Raw genomic sequence first — 26,385 nt, 5'->3', positions numbered from 1 at the left:
TTTCTCAAAATATGTGTGTTGTGTGTTCTTTTTATTAATTTTTTTAATTAATAAACTGCAAGAACGCATAACTTACCTAAATTACAGGCAATAAAAAAGAGCCATACGGCTCTTTTTTACAATACTTTGGAACTAAATTTTATTTAAGATCCATCTCTTGGATGATCTCGTGTGCGATTTCAGGTGTAGTGCTAACAGGCTTTTCGTGTAAGTTTGCTTTTATCTGCCCTTTTCGATGTTTTAGTGCCGCATCGAGTTTTTTAGCTGCGCTTGCAATGGCTGGGTACATAACTTCGTTTTCCCCTTTTACCGATATGCGAGTGCCTTCGTAATTAGTGCTAATTTCAGCTTGGATTTTATGATGTTCTTTTGACAAAATAATATCGAGTGCAATAAGCGATGGAAAGTGGCTCTCGATTTTTGAAAATTTTTCGTTGATGTGCTCTCTAATAGAGTCAGTAACTTCAACATGGTGACCAGAAAGATTAATTTTCATAGGGTATCCTTTTATTTGTTACCTCATAAATAGTATTGGGGGCTATTTAGATTAACACAAGGAAAAAAGAGAGATATTTGAGGTTTATTTGCGGTTTTTGGTGATTTAAATCATGCGTTGTGCAAAGTTTATGCAAAGCCCATAGTACATGGGCTTTCAGACGTCTAGCTGTATTGATTAATCTGTGTACGAACAACAGTAGTCAGCAAAATCAGATACTTTTACTTTAAAGCTTACATTTGCATCAACATTAAACGATTCACCTGCGTTAAATGTTTTCCACTCACTTGCCCCTGGTAATAAAATATCCCATTGGCCAGCTAAAAGCTCCATGCACTCTTTTTGGTTTGTATCAAAAACAAACTCACCAGGTTGCATAAAGCCTAACGTTTTCGCTTCGCCATCACCTAAAATAACGGTACGGCTCGACACTTTTCCGTCAAAATATACATTGGCTTTTTTTACTACACTCACGTTATCGAACTTTGGCATTTTTAGCTCCTGCTATTAATTTAAGATTTTTATTTATAAATTTTATCGCACTACCTTGCCTGATAGCTTACTTTCTTGCAAGGAAAGCAGCATTGTTCAAGGTGAAGTTGCTTCATGTTAGGGCATAAAAAAACCCGCAACATGTGCGGGTTTTTCAATTACTTACTTTATTTAATCAAAGCGATTAAAAAAGCTCGTTTGCTTTGCTTACAATGTTTGCCACTGTAAAACCAAAGTGCTCAAACAGCTCACCAGCAGGTGCCGACTCACCAAAGGTAGTCATACCTACTACTGCGCCATTTAGACCTACGTACTTGTACCAGTAGTCAGCAATACCTGCTTCTACTGCTACGCGGCGTGTAACAGATGCCGGTAATACGCTTTCTTTGTACTCTGCGCTTTGATCTTCAAAGGCATCAGTACATGGCATAGAAACAACACGTACCTTTTTACCTTGGCTGCGTAGCTCAGTTGCTGAATCTTGTGCTAGTTGCACTTCAGAGCCCGTCGCAATGAAAATAATTTCAGGATTGCCGTCACAGCTAAGGATGTAACCACCCTTTTTAACATCGCTTAATTGCTGTGCGTCACGCGCTTGTTGCTCAAGACCTTGTCGAGTAAAGATTAGCGATGTAGGGCCGTCTTTACGCTCAATAGCTTGTTGCCATGCAATTGCCGACTCAACTTGGTCACATGGGCGCCAGTTGTATAAGTTAGGCGTTAAACGCATGCTTGCAATTTGCTCTACTGGTTGGTGAGTTGGACCATCTTCACCTAAACCGATTGAATCGTGCGTGTATACAAAAATGCTTGGTTGCTTCATTAATGCAGCCATACGTACGGCATTTTTTGCATATTCAACAAACATTAAGAACGTAGCACCGTAAGGAATAAAGCCTTTATGAAGGGCAATACCATTCATAATTGCCGACATACCAAACTCACGTACACCGTAGTAAATGTAGTTACCGCTTGCATCGTCGTGTGTTAAACCTTTAGAGCCATCCCAAATTGTTAAGTTTGAGCCTGCTAAATCGGCTGAACCACCCATAAATTCTGGTAATAACGGACCAAATGCGTTTAATGCATTTTGCGATGCTTTACGAGACGCTGGGTTTGCAGGGTTTGCTTGTAATTGCTCAATGTACGCTTGAGATTTTTCAGCCCAATCGCCAGGCAGTTCGTTATTAATACGACGCTTATATTCAGCTGCAAGCTCTGGGTATGCTTTTGCGTATGCTGCAAATTTTTCGTCCCAGCTTGATTCAAGCTGCTGACCTTTTTCTTTGCTATCCCATTGTGCGTAAATATCATCAGGAATTTCGAACGCATCGCCAGTCCAACCTAAAAATTCACGAGACGCTTTAATTTCGTCATCACCTAGTGGTGCACCGTGACAATCGTGGCTACCAGATTTATTAGGTGAGCCGTAACCAATAATTGTTTTACAACAAATTAGTGATGGTTTATCGGTAACACTTTTAGCTTCTGCAATTGCAGCACTTATAGCATCGCTGTCGTGGCCATCAACACCACTGATTACATGCCAACCGTATGCTTTAAAGCGAGCTGGTGTGTCATCTGTAAACCAACCTTCTACTTCACCATCGATTGAAATGCCGTTGTCATCCCAAAATGCAACAAGTTTACCAAGACCTAATGTGCCTGCAAGTGAACCTGCTTCATGAGAAATACCTTCCATAAGGCAGCCATCGCCCATAAATGCATAGGTAAAGTGATCAACAATATCGTGACCTTCACGGTTAAACTGTGCAGCTAGCGCTTTTTCAGCAATTGCCATACCTACGGCATTTGTGATCCCTTGACCTAATGGACCCGTAGTAGTTTCGATTCCTGGTGCATAGCCATATTCAGGATGACCTGGTGTTTTAGAATGCATTTGACGGAAGTTTTTAATTTCGTCCAGTGGTAAGTCGTAACCACTTAGGTGCAATAGAGAATAGATAAGCATTGAACCGTGGCCGTTTGAAAGAATAAATCTGTCACGGTCAGCCCACTCTGGATTTGTTGGGTTGTGTTTTAGATAATCGCGCCATAATACTTCTGCGATATCAGCCATGCCCATAGGGGCTCCAGGGTGACCAGATTTGGCCTTTTGTACTGCGTCCATTGACAAGACGCGAATAGCATTTGCAAGTTCTTTGCGAGATGGCATGAATTCTCCTACCTTTATGTGTATTTGCGCGGGTATTTATGTGTTTGTTTATGCACCCAAGTAACTTGGGTTTGTTTATATCGACCATTCTTACTTATTGTGGGGGCTGTGTGCAATTAAAAACCCTATAAAAGTGAGGCATTATGAATATTTTTTAAGACCAAAAAGTTATTAGTAATTTTATTTAGACGTCTAGGCGTAAAAACACTATGCAAGGTGTTTTGTTTTCGATAAAATACGCCCCTTAATTTTTTAGCGCTAATACCGACGTTTGTGAAGCGCAATATTTGTGAGCAGAAATACAATGGCAAAACATTTATTTACTTCTGAATCAGTTTCTGAAGGTCATCCGGATAAAATCGCCGATCAAATCTCTGATGCGGTACTTGATGCTATCCTAGAGCAAGACTCTCATGCCCGTGTTGCGTGCGAAACTTACGTAAAAACAGGTATGGTTATGGTTGGTGGTGAAATCACTACTAGCGCATGGGTTGATATTGAAGAAATTACACGTAAAACAGTACGTGAAATTGGCTACACGCATTCAGACATGGGTTTCGATGCAGATTCATGTGCAATTTTAAACACTATTGGTAAACAGTCTCCTGACATTAACCAAGGTGTTGACCGTACTAGCCCAGAAGAACAAGGTGCTGGCGACCAAGGTCTTATGTTTGGTTACGCATGTAACGAAACAGAAGTGCTAATGCCTGCGCCAATTACTTACTCACACCGTTTAGTACAGCGCCAAGCGCAAGTGCGTAAAAGCGGCGAGCTTAACTGGTTACGTCCAGATGCAAAATCTCAAGTTACTTTTGCATACGAAAATGGTAAGCCAGTAGGTATTGATGCAGTAGTACTATCTACTCAGCACAGCGAAGACATTTCGCAAAAAGATTTAGTAGAAGCGGTGATGGAAACTATCATCAAGCCGGTACTTCCTGCAGAGCTTATTACAAGCGCGACTAAATTTTTCATTAACCCAACGGGTCGCTTTGTAATTGGCGGACCAATGGGCGATTGTGGTCTAACAGGTCGTAAAATCATCGTTGATACATACGGTGGTATGGCTCGTCACGGTGGTGGTGCTTTCTCTGGTAAAGATCCATCAAAAGTTGACCGTTCAGCTGCATACGCTGCACGTTACGTTGCTAAAAACGTAGTTGCGGCTGGCCTTGCTGATAAATGTGAATTACAAGTTTCTTACGCAATCGGTGTTGCAGAGCCTACATCTATCAGCGTTGAAACGTTTGGTACAAGCAAGTTAGAAGAAAGCCGTTTAATCGAACTTATTCGTGAACACTTTGACCTGCGCCCTTACGGCTTAATTCAAATGCTTGATTTAGAGCGCCCTATCTACCTTCCTACAGCGGCTTACGGCCACTTTGGTCGTGACGAATTCCCTTGGGAACGTACAGATAAAGCTGATGCACTTCGTGCAGCTGCTGGCCTTTGAGCTAAAAGTGTTGAAGTAAATTAAAAACGGCCCTTAATAGGGCCGTTTTTGTATCTAAAACTTATCAGTTACATTGTTTATAGTGCGTCTACAAAATAACTATAAAATCAACCTCGAATTCTTTTGTACTTTAGGTATATACTCATTTCATTATAAAAGCTTTAGGGATAGTTAAATGGCCGATAACTTTCGCGTTATATTTGCAGGACTTGCCGATAACGTTGACATAAAAACAGCGTGCGCAAACTTAGCTGCAAAATTAAAAACGTCAGATGAAAAAGTAGCTCTTTTTTTTAAAGGTAAGCCGCTGTTTGCGCCAAGCGATAAAGACAAAGCGTTAAAACAGACTAAGTTATTAGCAAGCCTAGGTATTAAAAGTAAGCTGCAAGCTGCCTCAAATGCGATTCAAAATAGCTCCCCCGCAGCTGCAAATAACAACCAACGTGATGAACGTATTTTTGATGCACTTGATTACATCACTAGCAGCTTAATACGCCTTGAAGAAAAGCTAGATGAGCTAGAGCAACGCCTTCCTGAAGCTCAATTAAATACACCAGACGAAAGTGTAGACGAATGGCAAAATGACGACCTAATGCTAGATGAGGATTTAGCGACTCCTAAAAAACGCAGTAACTTACTTTTATATTCATTGATTGCAACTGCCACCATTTTGCTAGTCGTACTGGCTGTTTTTTTAATTTTTCCCGATTTATTCTCTTTTTAAAAATGGCTAATTAGTTTAATGAGCAATAAACGCGCACAAATAAGAGCTGAAATTCGTAACACCCGTAAAAACTTGTCAAATAATCAGCAAATAATTGCTGCGCAATCGCTAAAAATGAATTTTATTCAACACTTAAAAAGCGAAAACACAACAAATTCAAAGCATATTGCCATTTATTTAAGTAACGACGGAGAACTAGACACTTCATTGTTAATTAAAGAATTATGGAACTTAAACCACGTTGTTTATCTACCTATAATACACCCATTCAATGGCGCTAATTTACTATTTCAGCGCTATGAGAAAAACTCACCCATGAGGGCAAATCGCTATGGTATCTTGGAGCCTAAGCTGAACTGCTCTCAAATATGCCCATTACCAGCGCTTGATTACCTCCTTATGCCATTAGTTGCATTTGATAGACAAGGTAATCGCCTAGGAATGGGAGGTGGGTTTTACGACCGGACATTGGCGCGTTTACATGAACAAAATTGGCAAAAACCGCAACTAATTGGCCTTGCACATAAATGTCAAAAAGTTGATGCTCTACCAATCGAGTCATGGGACGTACCACTTAAAACCATTATCACCCCAGATAAAACATACTGTTGGTAACATTTAATTTTGGTTACTAGCCGCATATTTCTGACATACATGAGCACAAAGCAATGACACAAGACGAATTAAAAAAAGCAGCTGCCTGGGCAGCACTCGAGTTTGTAAAAGAAAACACCATTGTAGGTGTCGGTACAGGCTCTACTGTTAATCACTTTATTGATGCCCTTGGCTCAGTAAAGGACACTATTGTAGGCGCTGTATCAAGCTCAGAAGCGTCAACTGCACGTTTGGAAGCGTTAGGTATTGAAGTGTTTGAACTTAATAACGTTGATGCTTTAGATGTATACGTTGACGGCGCTGACGAAATAAACGCTCAAAACGAAATGATTAAAGGCGGCGGTGCTGCGCTAACACGTGAAAAAATAGTAGCAGCAGTTGCAAAACAGTTTGTGTGTATTGTTGATGACACAAAGCTGGTAGATACATTGGGCGACTTCCCGCTTCCGGTAGAAGTTATTCCAATGGCGCGCAGCTACGTTGCACGAGAATTATTAAAACTTGGTGGTGACCCTGTTTATCGCCAAGGCGTAGTTACCGATAATGGTAACGTTATATTAGATGTATTTAACTTAAAAATTACCAATGCCAAACAACTTGAAACACAAATAAATTCAATTGTTGGCGTAGTTACCAACGGCCTATTTGCGATGCGAGGTGCTGATAAAGTGATTATCGGTACCAAAAATGGGCCACAAATTAAATAGGATGAGGTTATGAGTAAGGTATCGTTAGCAAAAGACAAAATTAAAATTCTCTTGCTTGAAGGTGTTCACCAAAGCGCTGTTGAAACGCTAAAACGTAACGGTTACAGCAATATCGACTACGTTAAAACATCCTTACCTGAGGACGAGCTTAAAGAGCGCATTAAAGATGTTCACTTTGTAGGACTTCGTTCTCGTACTCATATTAACCAAGCCGTATTAGACTCAGCTGAAAAGCTAGTTGCTATTGGTTGTTTTTGTATTGGTACAAACCAAGTTGATTTAGATGCAGCACGCGAACGTGGTATTGCTGTATTTAACGCTCCATTTTCTAATACTCGTTCAGTTGCAGAACTTGTACTTGGCGAAATACTACTTTTATTACGTGGTATTCCAGAGCGTAATGCAGCGGCTCATCGTGGTGGCTGGTTAAAAACAGCAAATGGTTCGTTTGAAGCACGTGGTAAAACATTAGGTATTATTGGCTACGGTCACATTGGTACTCAGCTAGGTATTATGGCTGAAAATATCGGTATGAACGTGGAGTTTTACGATATCGAAGATAAGTTATCACTGGGTAATGCAACACAAGTTCATAACCTAACTCAGCTGTTACAACGCTCTGATATTATTAGCTTACATGTACCAGAAACACCGCAAACTAAAAACCTTATTGGTACAGCAGAACTTGCAGTTATGAAGCAGGGGTCTATTTTGATCAATGCCTCACGCGGAACTGTTGTTGATATTGATGCTCTTGCAGAAGCGCTTACAGAGAAAAAACTAAGTGGTGCAGCAATCGATGTGTTCCCTACTGAGCCAAAATCTAACGATGAAGAATTTGTATCGCCACTGCGCCAATTCGACAATGTTATTTTAACGCCACACATTGGTGGTTCTACACAAGAAGCGCAAGAAAACATTGGTATTGAAGTAGCGGGTAAATTGGCTAAATATTCAGATAATGGCTCAACTATTACTGCGGTTAACTTCCCTGAAGTATCGCTACCTGAGCTTGCTAATCGTAGCCGTTTATTACACGTACACCACAACCGCCCTGGTGTACTAACGCAAATTAACCAAGCGTTTGCACAGCACGGTATTAATATTGCTGCGCAATACCTACAAACAGACGCATCTATTGGTTATGTAGTTATTGATGTTGATACAGATCAATCTGAAGTAGCACTTAAAGAACTAAGCGCTGTTGAGGGTACAATTAGAGCACGTATTTTACATTAACCATTCTTTGATATTAAAAAAGGGTCCTTATGGACCCTTTTTTGTATTTAGTTTACATATACTTTCTCAAGTATTTTTTGAATACCGGATCTGTTGCAGCCAACTCTTTTTGCTCAGCTAATATCTCTTTTAAAATAGCGCCTGAGGTAAGCGGGTTAGCAAGGACCACTCTAAATACAACCGTTGGTTGGTTGTCGTATTTAGAAGGCGTTAAGCGTGTACGTGATACAAATGAGCGACCAGACTCGCGTTGACGCTTTTGCATACTGGCAGTAAAACGGTTCAGTGAAGCAAAAATATCTAACCGAGTTGCAGCATCAGCATCGGCTATTGCTTGTTTAATTTGCTTAGGTACATAACGATACGTTAATAAGCACAACTCAGGCTCCGAAATAAGCTCAAAGTCTTCATCAGCCTTAATTAAATCAGCAAAGTAATGTGCTTTTTTGATGCTTCGATCAATCAGCATTTCGTAACCTTTACGACCAATAACACGTAAGCAAGCGTGTACTAACATTGCCATACCCGGTCGGCTGCCTTCAAGCGTGTGGCTACCTAAGTCTTTTGAACCTTTACGTAATATATACTCAGCGTGATGTTCTATTGCATCTGTGGCAGCGGGGTCTTTAAATAAAACCAAACCCGCTCCCATTGGTACATACATTTGTTTATGTGCATCGATGGTAATTGAATCTGCTCGCTCAATCCCTTTTAGTAAAGGACGGTGCGTACTCGATAAAAGGGTCGCCCCCCCCCATGCAGCATCTACATGAAAATGGCAGTTAATGTCTTGTGCTAAGTCGGCCATTTCATCAAGTGGGTCAATATTACCGGTTTCGGTTGTCCCCGCGACCCCAATAATCGCCATTACTTTAATGCCTTGCGCTTCAAGCTCACGTGCTTTTTCGCGCATAGCTGTTACATCGACTTTATTATTTTCACAGGTTTTAATACCAATTAAGTTATCGCGACCAATGCCGAGTAAATCAACCGATTTACCTAACGAGTAATGCCCGCGTTCTGATATTAATACCGCTAAACCTTTATAGCCGTAATGCAGCATACCAGCAATTAAGCCTTGTGCGCCGATACCTCTAAAATCGCCATCAGGTTTTAATAAGCGGTTTCGCGCAATCCAAAGCGCAGTAATATTAGCAACCGTACCACCAGAGCAAAATGCACCTAATGAGGTTTTAGCACTGTGCATCCATTTAGAATAAAATGAGTCTTCTTGCCCATAAGCTAAATGATGCATCATCCCAAGCACTTGACGCTCAAGAGGCGTAAACGCTTTAGATGTTTCTATTTTTACTAGATTTTGATTTAGCCCTACCATCAATTTTGACAGCGGTAATAAAAAGTGCGGCAAGGCAGAGGTCATGTGACCAATAAAACTAGGCGCAGCTGTATGCACAGAATGTGCAACAAGTTGCTCCATTATGTCTTGGGCATAAGCAGAGACAAACGTTGGATCTTCTGGGATCACTGCCGATTGAAAATCTTTTTCTATTTCATGTAATGGTTTTTCAATTGCCGCTATATTTTCGTTTAGAAAACCTGCTAAATTACTCGAAATTTCAAGCTCGATTTTGCTTAAAGTTGAGTCTGGCGCTTCAGGTACAGTAAATATACGCTTAAGGCTTTCTTTAGAGGCGACGGCACAACGCTTTTGATCCATCTTAATACCTAGTGTGTGTGTAGCTAAAACACGCGCTTACTCATCAAAAACGCCTACTTATTAGGACATTTGGAGCAATCGTGTTTCTTTAAAAATTGCGCTAACTTTACTGCAATATAACTAAAATGTCTCGTTTAAACCTATAAAAGCAATCAAAGCGATGACAAAAAAATGATAATTTAATTAAAACTCTACCAAACCTAATTATTTATTGGGCATTTGCTTATTTTGGGTATAATAAATTTGATAACAAAAAAGGGACACATATGCCAGAAGGAAGAGTCAAAGTTAGTTGGATAGTGGCAGGCTTTAGCTTGTTTTTAATAAGCTTGCTAACCTACGTTTACTACACTTACCAAACCACGCGTGCTGAAATAATGCAGTCGGTTGATAATCGCTTACTTAATGCCGCCACCAGCGTTAAACATATTTTAGGTGACGATTATTTAAGTGCGGTTAATCAAGGCGATAATATAAGTTTTTCTTACTATCAAGATAAAAGTAAACAACTCTCTGAGTTTGCTCAAGCACTTGATATTGCTTATGTCTACTCAATGATTTTAAAAGACGGTAAGGTGCTTTTTAGCTCATCAAGCTACACGCAAGACGATCAAAATAATGGCAAGGTAACTCAATTTTTAGATCTCTACCCTGAAGCTACCGATGCAAATATAAGTGCTTTTTATTCAACAGAGCCAGTATTTGAAATATCGAGCGATCAGTGGGGCCACTTTAAAACAATTTTTATTCCTTACGTTGACCCAATCAACGGCAATACCTATTTAACGGGTGCCGATATAACTATTTATGATTTAAACGAGAAACTTAAAGAAAGCGTATCAAAAGCTGCTGCAATGGCTAGCTTCTTCTTTTTTATCGCGATACTTGTTGCCGCCATATATATTTATTTACTAAAACGGTCTTTAGCAACTGACTCAAGTACTGGTTTTTCAAATCATATTGCTCTTGAGTACTTTATTAAAAAAAGTAATGCTCATCACATGCAGTTAGCCGTTATTTGGGTTAATGAAATAGAAGATATAAACAGTTTCTACGGCACGGAAGTGGGTGACAAAGTAATGAAAAACTTACTTATTCACTTTAAACTCAGAAGCTCTGCGCATTGCCATATATACAGACTAGCAACCAACAAAATAGTATTACTCGCGCCTAAAGAAATGAGTAATGACGAATTTACCGATCTCGTAAAAACATATAACTTTAATACCCCAGTGTTAACTGACCCTTTTATCTACATAACCCTATGTGCAGGTATTGCCAGTGGTAATAAATCGCTACTACTTGAAAACGCTCATATAGCAGCGCTGCAAGCAAAACAAGGCAGGCATAGTGTAGTTAACTATTCAAAAGCGCTACACGATGTAAAAACGCAATATCAATACAATGTAGAAATGGCTAAAGAAGTGCGAGAAGCGTTTGATAACAATCGTATAGTGCCTTACTTTCAACCCATTATTGACACAAATACCAATAAGGTCGTTCAATACGAATGTTTAGCTCGAATGGTAACAGCGCAAGGAGAAGTATTAAAACCTGATGCATTTTTAAATGTTGTTACCCGCTCAAGAATGGACGGAATACTTACCCGTACTATATTTTCACAATGTGTTAGTCGCTTTAGAAAAACCGATATTTGCTGGAGTTTAAATATAACAGCACAAGATATGCTCGACCCTAATTTAAGTGAGTTTATTGCGGACGAACTTAAGCGCTACCCGCATCCAGGTAATATCACATTAGAGCTTTTAGAAACCCAAGCTATTGCCAACTTCTCTGAAGTAAAAGCATTTATTGGAATGGTTAAAACGAAAGGCGTTAAGGTTATTATTGATGACTTTGGTAGTGGTTATTCAAATATATCAAACGTACTTAAACTTGAAGTAGATGGTATTAAATTAGATGGCGCACTAATAAAGCAAATAGTGAATGACAAAGATATCTACTTGTTTATTGAGCATATAGCCAGCTTTGCTAATCAACTTGGTTTACAATTAATGGCAGAATCGGTAGAAAATACAACCATAGTAACCGCACTTAAAAAGGCGAATGTGACACTAATGCAAGGCAATTATTTTGCCCACCCAGTGCCACATGTTAATACGGTTACAGAAGAATTAGCACTTTAACTTACTTTAGCAAGGTAAGTTTATAACGAGTCGGTGGCTTTGCTGGCCACTGGCCCAGTATTTACGCTCAAAAGGCGTAATTGCATCGTCTGACTCATAAAGTGTTACATCGCAAGGGTTGCCTGTTAATTCAAGCGCCCGAGCAAACTCCTTAACGTAAATATCCCAATTGCTGCGCACTTCTAATTTTCCACCTAACTTAACGATAAATGGAAAAATAGCTGCGCCATGCCAGCGCCTACGAATATGCTTAGATTTAGGCCACGGGTTTGGATACAACAAATAATGGTGCGTAGGTTGCCAATTGGCGGCTACCGCTAAACGCCAAAAGTCATTTAAATCTGCTTGCACTAAGATGTACTGACCACTGTCGGTTTGCTTATATTCAACATCGTGCTTATCTAATCGGTGTGATGACTTATCAATACCAATGACAAGTGCATCAGGATGGCGCTTAGCTAAGTTAGCTGAGCTTTCACCCACGCCACAGCACGAGTCTAAAATAAGCGGGCCATTAAAGGCCTGTACTTTAGCGTTTACTTCATCAAATGCGGCCTGAGTATGCGCTGCAATCGGTTTTTTAAACTCAGCCTCTAAGTGCTTATTTACTATTTCATCAAGCTTTTCGTGAATACCCGCTTGATTAGATACAATACTACGTGAATTTGCATCACTCATTAGTGTCTTAGCCCCACACCTTTTTTAATTAAAGTTAGCGCTAAAGTAAATAACACCGTAATAAACACCAAAATAACACCTAGCGCTACACTTAAATCAACATCCGACACACCTAAAAAGCCATAGCGAAATGCATTTACCATGTAAATAATAGGATTTATTTGCGATACGTTTTGCCAAAATTCTGGCAATAACGTTATTGAATAAAATACACCGCCTAAGTAAGTTAATGGCGTTAGTATAAAGGTGGGAATAATGCTTATATCGTCAAAGCTATTTGCATAAATTGCATTAATTAAACCACCTAAAGCAAACACAGCTGAGGTTAAAATAACGGTCGCCATAATTACAAAAATATTATGAATTTGAATATCAACAAATAATAACGATACACAGGTAACTATAAAGCCCACCATAATACCGCGCGTCATACCGCCGCCCATATAACCCAGTACAATGATGTAATTAGGCACAGGTGCAACTAAAAGCTCTTCAATGCTTTTTTGAAATTTTGTTGAGTAAAAACTAGAGGCTACGTTGGAATAGGAATTAGTAATAACCGACATCATTATAAGGCCAGGTACAATAAACTCCATATAACTAAAGCCGCCCATATCACCAATACGTGAACCAATTAAGTTACCAAAAATAACAAAATATAAGCTCATCGTAATTGCTGGCGGCACTAAGGTTTGTACCCAGATACGTAAAAAACGAATACACTCTTTAATCCATAAACTCTTTAAGGCTACGCCATATTTAAACATTTATTCGCCCCGCCCTTGCTCTAATAATCCTACAAATAACTCTTCTAGTCTGTTTGCTTTATTTCGCATACTCAATACTGTATTACCTTGGGTTGTTAATGCGCTAAATACCGCATTTAAGCCCTGTGATTTAGCGACTTCTACTTCAACAGTATGATCGTCCGTCATCGTAAACTTATAACCTTCAAGCGTGACAGGGTTTGCTGGCATCTTTAAATCTAAAATAAAGGTTTCTTTATCAAGTTTTGCAAGCAGTGCTTTAATGGTGGTGTTTTCCACAATTCGACCAGAATCAATAATCGCTATGTTTTTACACAGTAACTCAGCTTCTTCAAGGTAGTGTGTGGTTAAAATAATAGTAACGCCTTGCTCATTTATTTGGCGTAAAAAATCCCACATTGAACGACGAAGTTCTATGTCTACACCCGCTGTTGGCTCATCAAGTATAAGTAATTTTGGCTCGTGCATAAGGGCGCGTGCAATCATTAATCGACGTTTCATTCCGCCTGAAAGCGTACGAGCTTGCTTGTCTTTTTTCTCTAATAACCCTAGCTGCGCTAGGTATTTATCAGCACGTTTATGGGCTTCGCCACGAGGCACACCATAATAACCGGCTTGGTTAACCAGTATTTGGCTAAGCGTTTCAAACTGGCTAAAGTTAAACTCTTGCGGCACTAAGCCTAAATGCGCTTTTGCAGCTTCTAAATCAGTATCAATATCACAGCCAAATACTTCTACTTTGCCTTTTGTTTTATTAACAAGTGACGAAATAACACCAATAGTAGTTGATTTACCAGCTCCATTTGGACCAAGCAAAGCGAAAAAATCGCCCTCTTCAACTTGTAAATCAACGCCTTTAATAGCCTCAACACCATTTTTATAAACCTTGGTAAGGCCTTCTATATTTAAAGCAATATTTTGCTTATTCATTACTTACCCTCACCATAACCCCAACGTTTTGTTAGGTTATGCTCAATATTTAAATGATCTAAAATTCTCGCCACCATAAAATCAACTAAGTCTTCAATACTTTGTGGCTTATGATAAAAACCAGGCGCGGCTGGCATAATAGTTACCCCTAAACGAGATAACTTAAGCATGTTTTCTAAATGAATCTCGTTAAATGGTGTTTCGCGAGGCACTAAAATGAGCTGTCCGCGTTCTTTAATTACCACATCAGCGGCACGCTCTAATAAATTATCAGACGCCCCCACTGCAATTGCAGAAACCGACCCGGCACTACATGGGCATACTACCATTTTTTTAGGAGCAGCAGAGCCCGAAGCCACAGGGCTAAACCAGTTATCTTTACCGTATACTTTTAGCTGATCAGGTTTGGCATTAAACAGCGTACTTAACTGCTCTGTGGCTTTATCTTCATTACCAGAGAGCTTAATATCTGATTCTGTATCAAGCACCACGCGTGCTGCACTTGAGATGAGAACGTAGACCTGAAATTGCTGCTCTAGTAATACTTCAAGTAACCTAAGCCCATAAGGCGCACCCGATGCACCACTAAAAGCGAGCGTAATTCTATCTTTAAATTGCACACTATTCTCCGCTGTATTTATCAGCTAAACCATCAACAAGGTGTTGATGAAGGCCATTAAAACCGCCATTGCTCATAATTAAAATGTGTTGATTAGGCTCAATATTTTCAAGCACCGTATCAATAATTGTTTGCGTGCTGCTAAAGCACTGCATGCCTGCTTTATCTGCTTGCTCTTTTAGCGACCAATTTAGATTCTCTGGTTCAAAAAGGAGTACGTTGTCAGCATCACGTAATGAATCTAATAATGTATATTGGTGCACGCCCATTTTCATGGTGTTTGAGCGCGGCTCTAAAATAGCGATAATTTTTTCATCGCCTACTTTTGCGCGCAATCCCGCAAGCGTTGTTTTAATTGCTGTTGGGTGATGCGCAAAGTCGTCATACACTTTAATATTATTTATATCCGCCTTTAGCTCCATACGCCTTTTAGGGCTAATAAATTCTCCTAACGCATCAATACTATGATCAATAGCTATACCCACATGGCGCGCTGCTGCGATAGTCATAATCGCATTTTTAACGTTATGCTCGCCTATTGCTTGCCAACAGACAGTGCCCTGCTTTTCGCCATTAAGTAATACATTAAACTCACTTCCATCGGCTTTTATTAATTCATAGCTCCAATCATCGCCTAGCGTTTCGCTTTCGCTCCAAAGCCCTTGTGCTATTACGTCATTAAGCGCTACGTCTTGCTTTGGCCAAATTACCTTGCCGCTTTGAGGTAATGTACGCATTAAGTGATGAAATTGTTTTTTTATTGCGTTTAAATCTTCAAAAATATCAGCGTGATCGAATTCAAGATTATTTAAGATAAGTGTACGCGGGAGGTAATGCACAAACTTACTGCGCTTATCAAAAAAAGCTGTGTCGTATTCATCGGCTTCAATAACAAAAAATGGCGTTTCACCCACTTTTGCCGATACACCAAAATTTTGCACTATGCCGCCAATTAAAAACCCTGGTTTTAAACCTGCGTACTCTAATACCCACGCAAGCATACTTGCTGTGGTTGTTTTACCATGCGTACCAGCAACCGCAAGCACCCAAGAATCTTGCAGTAAGTTATGCTTAAGCCATTCAGGGCCAGATGTATAAGGTAGGCCTTTATCAAGCACATATTCAACACACGGGTTACCACGGCTCATTGCATTACCAATAACGACCATATCTGGCTTTGGCTCTAACTGAGATACCGCATAGCCTTGAGTTAGTTCAATGCCAAGCTCTTCAAGTTGCGTACTCATTGGTGGGTAAACGTTTTGATCGGAACCCGTTACTTTATGACCCAACGATTTAGCAATGGCTGCAATACCGCCCATAAACGTGCCACAAATGCCCAAAATATGTATATGCATATACTTTCCTTAAATCGTATGCTCACTCTACAGCTATGCAAAGTTTAATGGCGCTATAATGCCAAAATTCGTGCTTAGTTACCATTGCGAGTAAGCATTTCACTCGTGCCAAAATGACCACTTGATAATAAAAAAGCCTTCTTAATTAGAAGGCTTTTTTATTAGTCATTATTTGCTACATCATTAAAAATACTATTAAACCTACACCGAGCAATAATCGATATATCACAAATGGCAACATACCCATTCGCTCTATTACTTTTAAAAACATAAATATACATGCATAAGCCGATAAGAACGATAGCACCACACCTAGTAATAATGTATTCCAATCAACCACATGGTCACCCAGAGCAAGCTCTGCAGTATAATAAAGCCCCATCATAGAAATAATTGGAATTGCCAGTAAGAACGAAAAACGCGCTGCGCTTTGCTTATTCATTCCAAGCATTAAACCAGCAGTCATCGTGATACCTGAGCGAGAAGTTCCCGGGATCATTGCAACAGCTTGTGCAAAACCAATAATAAGTGCTGTTTTCCAATTAAGCTGATAAATAGTTTTAATTTGCTTACCTTTTGCATCCGCGTACCAAAGCAATAAACCAAACACAATTGTGGTAGTAGCAATTACCCAAGCGCTTCGTAGGTACAACTCTATAAAGTCTTTTAAAAGTAAGCCTAAAATAGCGGCAGGCACAGTGCCTAAAATTATCCACCAACCTAGCTTACTATCATCAGTAGTACCCTGTGCTCCAAAGGATTTAAACCACGCACTGAGTATGTCGACGACCTCTTTGCGAAAATAAATAACAACGGCAATTAAAGTACCAACATGTACTGCCACGTCAAACGCAAGCCCTTGATCTTCCCAGCCTAAAATTTGCGATGGGAGAATTAAGTGCGCAGAACTAGATATTGGTAAAAACTCAGTAAATCCCTGTATGAGGGCTAAAATAATTATTTCGATGATACTCATGGGTTAGAAAACTCCACCTTCCATAGCTTTTGTTGAGGGTTATTATATTCATTCCATAACTGCGCAATCGTTTGTTTAGCTACAGGATGATAGAAATCTGGGGCAACCTCGCTAAGAGGTTGTAATACAAATGCGTTTTTAGTTATTTCATCTCGTGGTAATTGTGCTGGAGAAGCGCAAATTACATCATCATAAAATAGTAAATCTAAATCGAGCGTTCGTGGACTAAATTTTTTATCGTTCGCTGTGCGTCCATTATCACGCTCTATTTGTTTTAATAAAGCGCATACATCAACAAGCGACATATCAGTTGTAGCGCCAACGACTGAATTATAAAAATTATTGCCAGCAAACCCAACTGCTTCACTTTCAAAAACAGACGAGTGTACAATATGTTCAAAGTGCTGCTTAAGTGCAATTAATGCACATTGTATATAATGCGCTTTATTTATATTTGACCCTAGGCTGATATAAATTTGAGCCATTTAGTCAGTTGCCTTAACACGTGTAATTTCAACACCTACAGTTTGCGCTTGTGCTACTGCTGCTGGTTTACTTACTCTTATAGTAACTTGTGGAGTATTAAACTCGCTTAAAATAATATGCGCTAATTGTTCAACTAAAGTTTCTAGCAACTCTACAGGTTTTAAAGTGCAGTGCTCAATAACTCGCTCACTTACTTTTGAGTAATCGAGTGCTAAATTAATATCGTCATTTTCAGCTGCAGGCTTAATATCGCTTAGCATTTCAATATCAAAATAAAGGCTCTGTTTACTTTCTTTTTCAAAGTCGTACACTCCAATAATAGTGTCGACGTGCAATTGAGATATAAAAACCTTATCCATTGATACTCCAAATAACAACAAACTACTAAGCAACTATACTAAGCATCAATAAAATTAATACTGTATATGGTTTAGCCAGTGTTTAAATATGTAAAAATAACTTCTACAATAGCAAAATAACTAAACTAGCTATTAAATAGCCTGTTAATAATTTTTACGATAAATTTTGCTGCCAATAATAGCCTAAAAGCACTATCAATTGGTATAGCAATTAAAAAATAAGGAAGCGCGTGTTAGCCACTATAATGTTTGTTTTAGCTTATTTACTTGGGTCGATTTCGTCGGCTATTTTAGTGTCGCGGTTGTTCAAACTCCCAGACCCTCGTAATAGTGGTTCTAACAACCCAGGAGCTACAAATGTTTATAGATTAGGCGGAGCATTTCCGGCTTGCTTGGTTTTAGTGTTTGATATTTTAAAAGGCACTATTCCGGTATGGGGGGCTTATTTTTTAGAAGTTGAACCTTTAGAGCTTGGTTTAGTCGCAGTAGCTGCTTGTTTAGGCCATATGTACCCACTGTTTTTTAGCTTCAAAGGCGGTAAAGCCGTAGCAACGGCATTTGGCTCATTATTACCTATTGGCTTATCATTGGCAGGTTTACTTGTGTGTACTTGGTTAGTTATAGTGGCAATAACACGCTATTCATCACTGGCGGCGCTTGTAGCTGTATCTTTAGCGCCCTTGTATACATGGCTAATAAAGCCACTTTATACTCTTCCCGTTACTTTTATCACGCTGTTAATTATATTTCGTCACCGTACTAATATTATTCGATTATTTAGTGGGGAAGAACCAAAAGTGGGTGCTAAAAAAGCACCCACCGATGAAAACAAAAATATCTAAAATATGAGTCATTAAATAGGCTCAAGGCTATCTATAGGCCAACGAGGTTTTGTTTTCATATCAAGCGTGGCAAATTGCCCTGCTTTTAAACGTTGCATTCCGGCATAAGCAATCATTGCACCATTGTCGGTACAAAATTCAGTACGCGGATAAAACACTTCGCCTTTCATACCTTTCATTACGCGTTCGAGCTGCAGTCGAAGCTGTGTATTTGCACTCACACCACCGGCGATAACCAAACGCTTAATACCTGTTTGTTTAAGCGCACGCTTACACTTAATAACGAGGGTATCAATAACCGCAGTTTGAAATGCATGCGCTATATCAGCTTTGGTTTGATCGTCGTCGTCATTTTCACGAATCGTGATTGATGCCGCTGTTTTTAAACCACTAAAACTAAAATCAAGACCTGGCTTGTCGGTCATAGGGCGAGGAAATACAAAGCGCTTTGCTTCGCCTTGTTCAGCCATTTTAGCTAAGCGCGGGCCACCGGGGTAATCAAGACCAAGTAACTTAGCCGTTTTATCAAAGGCCTCGCCTGCGGCATCATCAACTGACTCACCTAGTACTTCGTATTGTCCAATACCCGCTACTTTAACCATCATGGTATGACCGCCCGATACAAGCAATGCAATAAACGGAAACTCAGGGGTATTTTCCTCAAGCATCGGAGCAAGTAAATGCCCTTCCATGTGGTGTACTGCTACCGCAGGTATATCCCAACCGTATGCTAATGAACGACCTATAGACGTACCTACCAATAATGCACCAACTAGACCTGGGCCTGCAGTATAAGCAATACCGTCTAAATCTTCAGGGCCACAACCTGCTTGTGCAAAAGCTGCATCTATAAGTGGTAATGTTTTACGAACATGATCGCGCGATGCAAGTTCCGGCACTACACCGCCGTAATCAGCGTGTACTTTTACTTGGCTGTATAATTGATGAGCTAACAAGCCTTTTTCGTCATCATATATTGCAATACCCGTTTCATCACATGACGATTCAATGCCTAAAATTCGCACTGTACTTCTCCTGCCTTTTAAATTCTACTTTGCTACTTTTATAACGTAAGACCAATATTTGTTTGGCCATCTTCAAGGGCAAACTTTTTTAGTGCCTTTACGCTATCAGAGGTAATACGCCCCATATTTTCTACAAAATCAATTAGCTCACCTAATACTTCAATTTCGTACTGCATTAATGGGTGCTCTCTCACTGCTGTGTTATCAGCAATCTCACCTTCAACCGTCATTTGATATTCAATAAAGCGAGCCACTGTTGCTTGAGATATTTTGCTCACACTAATGAACTCTTGCTCATCTTGCGCCACTAAACCGTGCATTAAGCTAAGTAAAGACGTTGCAGCATCAATAGCAGGATAAGTACCAAACATATCAAAATCAGCAAGTTCAGGAACATTTGGCTCTATTTTTTCAACTTGTTTTTCGAGATCTATTTTACTTTTAGGCAGTAATATTTTTTCCCAACAAACATTAAGCGAATTACGTAATAAGGTTTCATCACCAAACCCCGTTGCTTCGCTAAATAAACCGTAATTTGGCAGCATTCGCTCTATTAAAGCACTTGCTAAGACGGCCTTTTGTAAATAGTTAAGCTCTCTAATACGCTGAAAATTATTTGCTTTAGTCATTCTTTAACGTCTCACACGACCAACAAAAATCAAATGTTGATCCATTATGCTCATTACAATTAGGGCATACCCAATCTGGAGCGGATTGTTTTACTTGTTGATAGTTTACCAATATTTGCCGCGCATGGCGCTCTTTTATCGCATAAACCTGCACACTAACTTGCGCCTGATCATATGGGATTTCTCCAAGCGCCCCTTGGAGCATCTCGCCTTTAATTTTACACTCTATTCCAGCAGTTTGTATTAAGCCTTTTACGATATTCGCTTCCAAGGTATTTTCAGCTTTATAAATTGTAACCCATTGAAAAGAGCTATCTGTTGAATTGTTATTATTAATATTTTGCAATATTCACCTCATTTATTTTGTGTTAACAATATCCTGCGCTAGATTATTAGCATGCTGTACTTTTAAGGAATAAACATGACATTAACAACCCCAGGCTTACTTTTTCCGGCCATATCGCTGCTATTACTCGCCTATACAAACCGATTTTTAGTTTTAGCGCAATTAATTAGGGAGCTAAATGCACGTGAAGGTGAATCTATTCGGCCTGTTGTAGTGGCTCAAATCACTAACTTACGTAAACGTATTAAGCTAATTAGAACGATGCAAGTGTACGGGGTAGCCTCTTTTCTACTGTGTACACTATCAATGTTTGCATTATTTATTGAGTTTAATGCCACAGGAATTATTTTATTTGGCATTAGCTTAGCTTGCTTAAGTTTATCGTTATTAACGTCTTTATTTGAAATACATATTTCCTGTGATGCAATCGAGATAGAACTACAAAGCATTGAAAATAAACCACTAAGTAGCCGAATAAATAGAAATTTTGTAAAATAGTTTATTATAAATAAAACACTCTATTATTTGTCACAATCATGTTGTATGAACGCCCCTTTTTGGGGCGTACTTTTTTATTAATTAGAACAATTTAATCCAAATATACTAACTAACTTACTGACTACAAATAAGTTTACTTAGCTAGCCCATTGCAAAAACATAGATAAAATACAATAAACAACTAGTTATGAATTTAAAAAGTAATACTATTTGGTCGCTTTTCTCTTTAATTAATACTAAAAGGGGGGTATCCTGCTGGAAACACGTATGAACTTGCAACCGTATTTCAATATAGAATTTTACTAAACTTTAGAATAAAAATTAATATATTTGATGTCCGTGGTATCTGCGACTTACTTATAAAAAGGGACTATAAAGTGAGATTTGAACAATTAGAGCAATTTGTAGCACTTGGTATATTACGTCATTTTAGACAAGCTGCTGAACAAACCCAAATTAGTACTTCAGCGCTAACGCGCAGCATTCAAACACTTGAAGATGAAATGGGATATGAGTTAGTAAAACGCTCAACACGCTCTGTTAAATTAACGCCAGAAGGCGAGCTTTTTCTAGAATATGCTAAAACAACCCTATCGGAACTTGAGCTAACTAAAAAGCGGATTTTTCAATCAGTAAACGGTAATGCCAATGAAAAGCTCGTTATTGGGTATACCAATAAGGCAAGCAGCATAGTCCCTATTTCTTGTGGACAGTTTTTAGCTCAATACCCTCATATAAAAATTGAGATGCAGCTACAAGATCAGCAAGAGCTAACACGCAAACTCCAACAAGGTGAAATAGACATTAGCGTATACTCTCAAGCTATTAATAGTATTGGCAGTGACATTCACTTACCTGATCAGCTTGTGTTATTTGTTTCAAAAAATCACCCTCTTGCCCATAAAAACGATATAAGTAAACAAAACCTTGATAGCTACCCGATGTTTGGCTGTTTCTCTGAGTCTAAACAAGTACAAACTATGCTTAATGAAGCAATTGATTCTTTAAATAAATCATCAAGTATTAAAGTGGGTAGTATTGAGCAAGTAATGGCAGGTGTAGTTAAATCAGATCATTTTGCTATTGCAAGCATTGAACATGCTAATGCAATCGCAGAGAATTCTGAATTAGTACAACTTAAAACAAATAAAGATTTAAACCACGAACAACTCGTTGTACAAACAAGCCAACAGACGTCGATTACTGAACATGTAGAGCATTTACTATCGCTTATAAAAAAAGCGGGTGCTGCATTTAGCTAATCTGATGTTTCAAAAAGTGCGGCACAATAAACAGTAGCTTTTAACAGCTTTTCGGCTACACTGTCGCACCTTTTTTAAACAGCTGATGTGAATGAACACACTTTTTGGTCCTGATGTCTATTTAGATGATATAGAACGCCAAGGATATACCGTAATTCATAACGCGCTTATTGCCGATTTAGTTAACGATTTAGTTGCAGACTGCCACCGTATAAACCCTCACTTTAGCCTTGCTGGTATTGGTCGATTAAATGACTTACAAATAGATAAAACCGTACGTACTGATAAAACCTATTGGTTTGACGGCAGCTCTCAAGCACAGCTTACCTATCAAGCAATAATGCAAAGTATAAAGACCACGTTAAATCGCAGTTTTTTTATGGGGTTATTTGATTACGAATGCCATTATGCAAAATATACACAGGGTGATTTTTACAAAAAGCACTTAGATGCATTTAAAGGTCGCTCTAATCGAGTATTTACAACGGTACTTTATTTAAATACGCCTAAGCAAGGTGGCGAACTTGTTATTTATAAACCTAAAAGTAAAGAGATAGAAATAACAATTAAACCAACTGCTGGCACATTAGTAATGTTTGAAAGCGAACGCTTTGCCCACGAAGTACTTCCCGCCGTTGACGATCGCTATTCTATTGCAGGCTGGTTTAGAAAAAACGCCTCTATTAGCGGCATTATTGATCCGCCCCGATAACCCCTAATAGAGCATTTGAATAGCCTTTATTGAGGCTTTTAAAATGCTATTGGGTATGAAAGTAATAACCCTATAAAAATAGCCAAACCCACGTAATGATTATTTAAAAACGCTTTAAAACAGGCATCTCTTTCACGTTTATGAATAAGCGTTTGTTGGTATGCCAATAGGCCCGCAGCAATACTTAAACCAACGCCAAACGCGACACTTAAATGATTGCTTATACCAATAAAAGCAACCAACGCTATAAATACAGCATTAAGTAAAAAGATAATATGGCGGTCGTATTTACCAAATAAAATAGCGGTTGATTTTACCCCTATTTTTAAATCGTCGTCCCTATCAACCATCGCATACATGGTGTCGTAAGCCACTGTCCAGCAAATATTGGCTATAAATAATAACCATGCCTGCTGTGGTAGTGCATTAATTGAAGCCATATACGCCATAGGAATAGCCCAACCAAATGCAGCCCCTAAAACAACTTGAGGTAACTGTGTATAGCGCTTCATAAAGGGGTAACAAAAGGCTAAAGCCAAAGCTCCAAAAGAAAGCAAAATAGTATTAACGCTAAGCATTAATACTAAAATGAACGCAATAACTATGAGTAGTAAAAATAGACTAAGTGCTTCACCACTACTCACCTGCCCTGAAGCTAGCGGCCGTTGAGCTGTGCGTTTTACCGAGCCGTCTATTTTTCTATCTGCAAAATCATTAATTACACACCCTGCGCTACGCATAACAACAACGCCCAGCGTGAATATAATAAAGTTGAGTAAGCTCGGCATCCCACTATTAGCAAGCCATAAAGCCCAGTATGTTGGCCAAAGTAATAACAAGGTACCAATGGGCTTATCTATACGCATTAACTGTATATAATAAGGAATATGTTTTGGCTTTAAAGCGGCTAATTTCATGAGTATAAATATGCTCCAGGTAAAAACACTTCACACACTAAAAACTTATATTCTTTGAGTGAGAATACACTTCGACGCCCTAGTAAGTTTTTCTCGGGTAAGTTCAATTTTGTAACTAATTGCTGAATAGGGTGCGTGTCATCAAAATAAGCAATTTCTATATCCGTTCGTTTTAATGCTGGGTCTTGAAAAATCACATCACCTAAAGGACGCTCGCCCATATTGTGCAAAGGATTAATAGAATCATTTTTCGGAAGCCAGCTTTGTGCGTACACCACAGGTTTGTTATCGCACAGTAAGAGAACTTCTCGATTAATAGCTGTTTTAGCTGTGCTGTTTAGTAGTAAGTTTTGCTCTGGGCTTAAAGTAAATAACTGCTCACTTAATACCTTTACATTAAAAGTTTTTGAGTTGCTTTTTAATTTAGCCGTTAATGAATTCTGTTCAAAAAGCCACTCTTGCTCTAGAGGAGATAAGTCACTCATATAAGAAGTGGACTGCCAATTAGCAGATATAGACAGAGGATAAGTAATCACAATAGCTCAACAAAATAAAAAACAACGAGATGATACCATTGCCAAAGCTTTTGAAAAAGTGATGTTTTATAACCATAAATAATTGCTTGGCGCTGTTTATTACCTACTATTAAGTATAAACTATTTGTAACAAGTTTTAAGAAACGCTTTAAATATGAAAAAAATAGTATACGCAGGTCTTTTTACGTTCTTTGTAAGCGTTATAAGCTTTACAGCTCGTGCTGAATCCACTGTTGGTTATTTTGGTTTTGAGCCAGATATAATCACCAACTACATTGGCGCATCAAGTAAAAAAATGGGCTATGTACGTGTAACTATTGATTTAATGCTTACTGATACTTCTGATATTGCAGTGGTTGAACACCACACGCCATTACTTCGTGATGCCCTAGTAGAGATTTTATCTAAAGAACCAGAAGAAAAAATAAAATCACTTACTGGCCGTGAAGAAATACGTGCAAAGTGCGCCGAAAAACTAAAAAGCCTGCTAAAAGAAGAAACAGGACAAGAGATCATCCGTGAAGTCTTGTTCACTAAATATTTATATCATTAGTATTTAACGTTTTGCGTTAAATATTTTGGCGGTATAGGCAAAAGCCATACCGCTAACTAACCCACCTAAGTGCGCCCAATTAGCCATACCTACAAACAATACATCAGCAAACCCAAGCACTAACCAAATCAACATAAAGCCAACAATAGCCGTACTTACAAGCGCAGGCTTGTTAGGATTTAAAAAGCTATGAATCCAGCAAAAACCAAGTAGCCCATACACCACACCACTCAAGCCGCCAAAATTGGGGCCAACCATTAAGTATTGTGCCCAATTACTTATAAGTGCAGTTACTAAAAACAAACCTATTAGGCTGAGTTTCCCGCATTGCTTTTCGATATTGTCACCAAGCGACATCCACCAAATTAAATTAAACACTATATGCATCGCGCTAAAATGTACGAGGGCGGGCGTTAACCAACTTAAAGGCTGCGTAGGTTTAAACTGCATCATGGTGTAAATGGTCTCAAAACCACCTAGTAAAAAAGCAAAATAAATTATAACGCTTACAATACTTACGGTTTGATTAAGCCAGCTGAGCGCTTTAAATCGCGTCATTAGATTAAGTGATTGCCCTTGATATTTAAGCGGCGATTGTGTGCTACCTACATCCCATGAAGCTTGTTGATAGCGTTCATGGTTAGGGTTTTGTGTAAATTCGGCCCATAACGGCTGAACTTGATGAAAGTCCTCCTCAGTCACGCTAATAATGACATTACTGCCATCTGCCGAGTGTATCTTTGCATCTAGGCCTTGGCTTTTTAAATAATCTATAAAGCCTTGTGCGGCGCGCGGGTTATTTAAACTGCCAAGCTCTATCATCGCTCTACTTTCTCGCTGTAAGCAGCTTCCCAAGCTGTAAAGCCGCCATCCATACTGTAAACGTCTTCAAAACCTTGCTCAACTAGATAGCTAGCTGCGCCTTGTGAGCTCATACCGTGGTAGCAGACAATAATAATTGGCTGATAGAATTCTTTTTCCATCATAAATTGTGCGATATTACCGTTAGAAAGTGCTTCTGAGCCTGGAATGCGACCGGCTTGATACGAATTAGGATCGCGAATATCTGCAATTACCACGTCTTCTTTATCTAAAAGCTCTAACGTTTGCGCTATAGAAATATGTTTAAATGCCATTGAAGTCTCTTTAATTAATAGTATAA

30 protein-coding genes are annotated in these 26,385 nt (G+C 39.0%); 11 read left to right on the top strand and 19 right to left on the bottom strand.

The features are described 5' to 3' along the window. Positions 1-139: 139 nt before the first annotated feature. The 3 genes from raiA to tkt form a co-directional block, all read right to left on the bottom strand. Complete coding sequence (gene raiA, locus QMA08_RS15090; protein ID WP_007376058.1) at positions 140-496, bottom strand: ribosome-associated translation inhibitor RaiA; 357 nt, start codon at positions 494-496, stop codon at positions 140-142. A gap of 177 nt (positions 497-673) precedes the next feature. Continuing rightward, positions 674-988, bottom strand: a complete 315-nt coding sequence (locus QMA08_RS15085; RefSeq protein ID WP_002958974.1) for a pyrimidine/purine nucleoside phosphorylase — start codon at positions 986-988, stop codon at positions 674-676. A gap of 184 nt (positions 989-1,172) precedes the next feature. Continuing rightward, entirely contained in the window at positions 1,173-3,164 is a 1,992-nt protein-coding gene (gene tkt / locus QMA08_RS15080; protein ID WP_138489545.1) for a transketolase, read from the bottom strand. A 304-nt stretch (positions 3,165-3,468) separates the two neighbouring features. Between tkt and metK the strand changes: the two genes are divergently transcribed. The 5 genes from metK to serA all read left to right on the top strand — a co-directional run bounded on the left by metK (position 3,469) and on the right by serA (position 7,905). Continuing rightward, positions 3,469-4,620 (top strand): methionine adenosyltransferase, encoded by a 1,152-nt coding sequence (metK, locus tag QMA08_RS15075; protein ID WP_002958976.1) that lies wholly within the window; start codon positions 3,469-3,471, stop codon positions 4,618-4,620. A 175-nt stretch (positions 4,621-4,795) separates the two neighbouring features. Then, complete coding sequence (locus tag QMA08_RS15070; protein ID WP_002958977.1) at positions 4,796-5,344, top strand: hypothetical protein; 549 nt, start codon at positions 4,796-4,798, stop codon at positions 5,342-5,344. Between the two features lie 18 nt (positions 5,345-5,362). Beyond that, positions 5,363-5,959 carry a 5-formyltetrahydrofolate cyclo-ligase gene (locus QMA08_RS15065; RefSeq protein WP_290174823.1) on the top strand — a complete coding sequence of 199 codons (597 nt, stop codon included), beginning with the start codon at positions 5,363-5,365 and terminating at the stop codon, positions 5,957-5,959. A gap of 53 nt (positions 5,960-6,012) precedes the next feature. Beyond that, complete coding sequence (rpiA, locus tag QMA08_RS15060) at positions 6,013-6,666, top strand: ribose-5-phosphate isomerase RpiA (protein WP_002958979.1); 654 nt, start codon at positions 6,013-6,015, stop codon at positions 6,664-6,666. A gap of 9 nt (positions 6,667-6,675) precedes the next feature. Continuing rightward, complete coding sequence (serA, locus tag QMA08_RS15055; protein WP_024595232.1) at positions 6,676-7,905, top strand: phosphoglycerate dehydrogenase; 1,230 nt, start codon at positions 6,676-6,678, stop codon at positions 7,903-7,905. A gap of 52 nt (positions 7,906-7,957) precedes the next feature. On the opposite strand, the gene panP is transcribed toward serA, so the two are convergent. Continuing rightward, complete coding sequence (gene panP / locus QMA08_RS15050; RefSeq protein ID WP_002958981.1) at positions 7,958-9,583, bottom strand: pyridoxal-dependent aspartate 1-decarboxylase PanP; 1,626 nt, start codon at positions 9,581-9,583, stop codon at positions 7,958-7,960. Positions 9,584-9,849: 266 nt separating this feature from the next. Between panP and QMA08_RS15045 the strand changes: the two genes are divergently transcribed. Beyond that, positions 9,850-11,730 carry a GGDEF domain-containing protein gene (locus QMA08_RS15045; RefSeq protein WP_290174822.1) on the top strand — a complete coding sequence of 627 codons (1,881 nt, stop codon included), beginning with the start codon at positions 9,850-9,852 and terminating at the stop codon, positions 11,728-11,730. Positions 11,731-11,736: 6 nt separating this feature from the next. Here QMA08_RS15045 and QMA08_RS15040 read toward each other — a convergent pair whose 3' ends face one another. The 8 genes from QMA08_RS15040 to folB form a co-directional block, all read right to left on the bottom strand. Next, entirely contained in the window at positions 11,737-12,408 is a 672-nt protein-coding gene (locus QMA08_RS15040; RefSeq protein WP_197121290.1) for an SAM-dependent methyltransferase, read from the bottom strand. Continuing rightward, complete coding sequence (locus tag QMA08_RS15035) at positions 12,408-13,175, bottom strand: ABC transporter permease (protein ID WP_002961025.1); 768 nt, start codon at positions 13,173-13,175, stop codon at positions 12,408-12,410. The genes QMA08_RS15040 and QMA08_RS15035 overlap by 1 nt, the downstream gene beginning before the upstream one ends. After that, entirely contained in the window at positions 13,176-14,105 is a 930-nt protein-coding gene (locus QMA08_RS15030) for an ABC transporter ATP-binding protein (RefSeq protein WP_024595485.1), read from the bottom strand. It lies immediately after the preceding gene. Next, positions 14,105-14,725, bottom strand: coding sequence for a flavin prenyltransferase UbiX (locus QMA08_RS15025; protein ID WP_290174821.1), 621 nt, complete (start codon positions 14,723-14,725; stop codon positions 14,105-14,107). The genes QMA08_RS15030 and QMA08_RS15025 overlap by 1 nt, the downstream gene beginning before the upstream one ends. Before the next feature lies 1 nt (position 14,726). Beyond that, positions 14,727-16,082 carry a UDP-N-acetylmuramate:L-alanyl-gamma-D-glutamyl-meso-diaminopimelate ligase gene (mpl, locus tag QMA08_RS15020; RefSeq protein WP_290174820.1) on the bottom strand — a complete coding sequence of 452 codons (1,356 nt, stop codon included), beginning with the start codon at positions 16,080-16,082 and terminating at the stop codon, positions 14,727-14,729. A 175-nt stretch (positions 16,083-16,257) separates the two neighbouring features. Next, complete coding sequence (locus tag QMA08_RS15015; protein WP_149603106.1) at positions 16,258-17,058, bottom strand: undecaprenyl-diphosphate phosphatase; 801 nt, start codon at positions 17,056-17,058, stop codon at positions 16,258-16,260. Beyond that, the gene (folK, locus tag QMA08_RS15010; RefSeq protein WP_024604057.1) at positions 17,055-17,543 is read right to left on the bottom strand and encodes a 2-amino-4-hydroxy-6-hydroxymethyldihydropteridine diphosphokinase; all 489 of its coding nucleotides are present in this window, start codon (positions 17,541-17,543) and stop codon (positions 17,055-17,057) included. Before folK ends, QMA08_RS15015 begins: the two co-directional genes overlap by 4 nt. Continuing rightward, entirely contained in the window at positions 17,544-17,903 is a 360-nt protein-coding gene (gene folB, locus QMA08_RS15005; RefSeq protein ID WP_024604056.1) for a dihydroneopterin aldolase, read from the bottom strand. It lies immediately after the preceding gene. Between the two features lie 230 nt (positions 17,904-18,133). Between folB and plsY the strand changes: the two genes are divergently transcribed. Next, positions 18,134-18,745, top strand: coding sequence for a glycerol-3-phosphate 1-O-acyltransferase PlsY (gene plsY / locus QMA08_RS15000; protein WP_002961038.1), 612 nt, complete (start codon positions 18,134-18,136; stop codon positions 18,743-18,745). A gap of 11 nt (positions 18,746-18,756) precedes the next feature. Here the strand turns inward: plsY and tsaD are convergent, their stop codons facing one another. From tsaD to QMA08_RS14985, 3 genes are read right to left on the bottom strand one after another with little or no spacing between them, the layout of a single operon-like run. After that, positions 18,757-19,770, bottom strand: coding sequence for a tRNA (adenosine(37)-N6)-threonylcarbamoyltransferase complex transferase subunit TsaD (tsaD, locus tag QMA08_RS14995; protein WP_290174819.1), 1,014 nt, complete (start codon positions 19,768-19,770; stop codon positions 18,757-18,759). Between the two features lie 38 nt (positions 19,771-19,808). Continuing rightward, complete coding sequence (locus QMA08_RS14990; protein WP_002961040.1) at positions 19,809-20,399, bottom strand: YjaG family protein; 591 nt, start codon at positions 20,397-20,399, stop codon at positions 19,809-19,811. Beyond that, positions 20,392-20,745, bottom strand: a complete 354-nt coding sequence (locus QMA08_RS14985; RefSeq protein WP_002961041.1) for a DUF2007 domain-containing protein — start codon at positions 20,743-20,745, stop codon at positions 20,392-20,394. The genes QMA08_RS14990 and QMA08_RS14985 overlap by 8 nt, the downstream gene beginning before the upstream one ends. Positions 20,746-20,820: 75 nt before the next feature. On the opposite strand from QMA08_RS14985, the gene QMA08_RS14980 reads away from it, so the two are divergent. The 3 genes from QMA08_RS14980 to QMA08_RS14970 all read left to right on the top strand — a co-directional run bounded on the left by QMA08_RS14980 (position 20,821) and on the right by QMA08_RS14970 (position 23,217). Then, complete coding sequence (locus tag QMA08_RS14980) at positions 20,821-21,243, top strand: DUF2721 domain-containing protein (protein ID WP_002961042.1); 423 nt, start codon at positions 20,821-20,823, stop codon at positions 21,241-21,243. Positions 21,244-21,620: 377 nt separating this feature from the next. Beyond that, positions 21,621-22,505 (top strand): LysR family transcriptional regulator, encoded by an 885-nt coding sequence (locus QMA08_RS14975; protein ID WP_138489549.1) that lies wholly within the window; start codon positions 21,621-21,623, stop codon positions 22,503-22,505. A gap of 91 nt (positions 22,506-22,596) precedes the next feature. Continuing rightward, positions 22,597-23,217, top strand: coding sequence for a 2OG-Fe(II) oxygenase (locus QMA08_RS14970; protein ID WP_002961046.1), 621 nt, complete (start codon positions 22,597-22,599; stop codon positions 23,215-23,217). A 38-nt stretch (positions 23,218-23,255) separates the two neighbouring features. Here QMA08_RS14970 and ubiA read toward each other — a convergent pair whose 3' ends face one another. Both ubiA and QMA08_RS14960 read right to left on the bottom strand, forming a co-directional pair. After that, positions 23,256-24,134 (bottom strand): 4-hydroxybenzoate octaprenyltransferase, encoded by an 879-nt coding sequence (gene ubiA / locus QMA08_RS14965; protein WP_138489550.1) that lies wholly within the window; start codon positions 24,132-24,134, stop codon positions 23,256-23,258. Further along, entirely contained in the window at positions 24,131-24,670 is a 540-nt protein-coding gene (locus tag QMA08_RS14960; protein ID WP_290174818.1) for a chorismate lyase, read from the bottom strand. The genes ubiA and QMA08_RS14960 overlap by 4 nt, the downstream gene beginning before the upstream one ends. Before the next feature lie 154 nt (positions 24,671-24,824). On the opposite strand from QMA08_RS14960, the gene QMA08_RS14955 reads away from it, so the two are divergent. Further along, positions 24,825-25,223 carry a flagellar basal body-associated protein FliL gene (locus QMA08_RS14955; RefSeq protein WP_002961049.1) on the top strand — a complete coding sequence of 133 codons (399 nt, stop codon included), beginning with the start codon at positions 24,825-24,827 and terminating at the stop codon, positions 25,221-25,223. A gap of 3 nt (positions 25,224-25,226) precedes the next feature. Here the strand turns inward: QMA08_RS14955 and glpG are convergent, their stop codons facing one another. Further along, complete coding sequence (gene glpG / locus QMA08_RS14950; RefSeq protein WP_039489665.1) at positions 25,227-26,045, bottom strand: rhomboid family intramembrane serine protease GlpG; 819 nt, start codon at positions 26,043-26,045, stop codon at positions 25,227-25,229. After that, entirely contained in the window at positions 26,042-26,359 is a 318-nt protein-coding gene (gene glpE, locus QMA08_RS14945) for a thiosulfate sulfurtransferase GlpE (protein WP_290174817.1), read from the bottom strand. The genes glpG and glpE overlap by 4 nt, the downstream gene beginning before the upstream one ends. Positions 26,360-26,385: the final 26 nt, after the last annotated feature.

This window comes from Pseudoalteromonas sp. APC 3355, assembly GCF_030407615.1.
Classification (GTDB): Bacteria; Pseudomonadota; Gammaproteobacteria; order Enterobacterales; family Alteromonadaceae; genus Pseudoalteromonas; species Pseudoalteromonas distincta.
Note: the sequence above shows the minus strand (reverse complement) of the source record. Positions and strands in the feature narration are given on the sequence as shown.

Bases quoted from the DNA above. Each gene is read 5' to 3' on its own strand.
- raiA (WP_007376058.1), bottom strand. From the start codon at position 496: ATGAAAATTAATCTTTCTGGTCACCATGTTGAAGTTACTGACTCTATT.
- QMA08_RS15085 (WP_002958974.1), bottom strand. From the start codon at position 988: ATGCCAAAGTTCGATAACGTGAGTGTAGTAAAAAAAGCCAATGTATAT.
- tkt (WP_138489545.1), bottom strand. From the start codon at position 3,164: ATGCCATCTCGCAAAGAACTTGCAAATGCTATTCGCGTCTTGTCAATG.
- metK (WP_002958976.1), top strand. From the start codon at position 3,469: ATGGCAAAACATTTATTTACTTCTGAATCAGTTTCTGAAGGTCATCCG.
- QMA08_RS15070 (WP_002958977.1), top strand. From the start codon at position 4,796: ATGGCCGATAACTTTCGCGTTATATTTGCAGGACTTGCCGATAACGTT.
- QMA08_RS15065 (WP_290174823.1), top strand. From the start codon at position 5,363: ATGAGCAATAAACGCGCACAAATAAGAGCTGAAATTCGTAACACCCGT.
- rpiA (WP_002958979.1), top strand. From the start codon at position 6,013: ATGACACAAGACGAATTAAAAAAAGCAGCTGCCTGGGCAGCACTCGAG.
- serA (WP_024595232.1), top strand. From the start codon at position 6,676: ATGAGTAAGGTATCGTTAGCAAAAGACAAAATTAAAATTCTCTTGCTT.
- panP (WP_002958981.1), bottom strand. From the start codon at position 9,583: ATGGATCAAAAGCGTTGTGCCGTCGCCTCTAAAGAAAGCCTTAAGCGT.
- QMA08_RS15045 (WP_290174822.1), top strand. From the start codon at position 9,850: ATGCCAGAAGGAAGAGTCAAAGTTAGTTGGATAGTGGCAGGCTTTAGC.
- QMA08_RS15040 (WP_197121290.1), bottom strand. From the start codon at position 12,408: ATGAGTGATGCAAATTCACGTAGTATTGTATCTAATCAAGCGGGTATT.
- QMA08_RS15035 (WP_002961025.1), bottom strand. From the start codon at position 13,175: ATGTTTAAATATGGCGTAGCCTTAAAGAGTTTATGGATTAAAGAGTGT.
- QMA08_RS15030 (WP_024595485.1), bottom strand. From the start codon at position 14,105: ATGAATAAGCAAAATATTGCTTTAAATATAGAAGGCCTTACCAAGGTT.
- mpl (WP_290174820.1), bottom strand. From the start codon at position 16,082: ATGCATATACATATTTTGGGCATTTGTGGCACGTTTATGGGCGGTATT.
- QMA08_RS15015 (WP_149603106.1), bottom strand. From the start codon at position 17,058: ATGAGTATCATCGAAATAATTATTTTAGCCCTCATACAGGGATTTACT.
- folK (WP_024604057.1), bottom strand. From the start codon at position 17,543: ATGGCTCAAATTTATATCAGCCTAGGGTCAAATATAAATAAAGCGCAT.
- folB (WP_024604056.1), bottom strand. From the start codon at position 17,903: ATGGATAAGGTTTTTATATCTCAATTGCACGTCGACACTATTATTGGA.
- QMA08_RS14990 (WP_002961040.1), bottom strand. From the start codon at position 20,399: ATGACTAAAGCAAATAATTTTCAGCGTATTAGAGAGCTTAACTATTTA.
- QMA08_RS14980 (WP_002961042.1), top strand. From the start codon at position 20,821: ATGACATTAACAACCCCAGGCTTACTTTTTCCGGCCATATCGCTGCTA.
- QMA08_RS14970 (WP_002961046.1), top strand. From the start codon at position 22,597: ATGAACACACTTTTTGGTCCTGATGTCTATTTAGATGATATAGAACGC.
- ubiA (WP_138489550.1), bottom strand. From the start codon at position 24,134: ATGAAATTAGCCGCTTTAAAGCCAAAACATATTCCTTATTATATACAG.
- QMA08_RS14955 (WP_002961049.1), top strand. From the start codon at position 24,825: ATGAAAAAAATAGTATACGCAGGTCTTTTTACGTTCTTTGTAAGCGTT.
- glpG (WP_039489665.1), bottom strand. From the start codon at position 26,045: ATGATAGAGCTTGGCAGTTTAAATAACCCGCGCGCCGCACAAGGCTTT.
- glpE (WP_290174817.1), bottom strand. From the start codon at position 26,359: ATGGCATTTAAACATATTTCTATAGCGCAAACGTTAGAGCTTTTAGAT.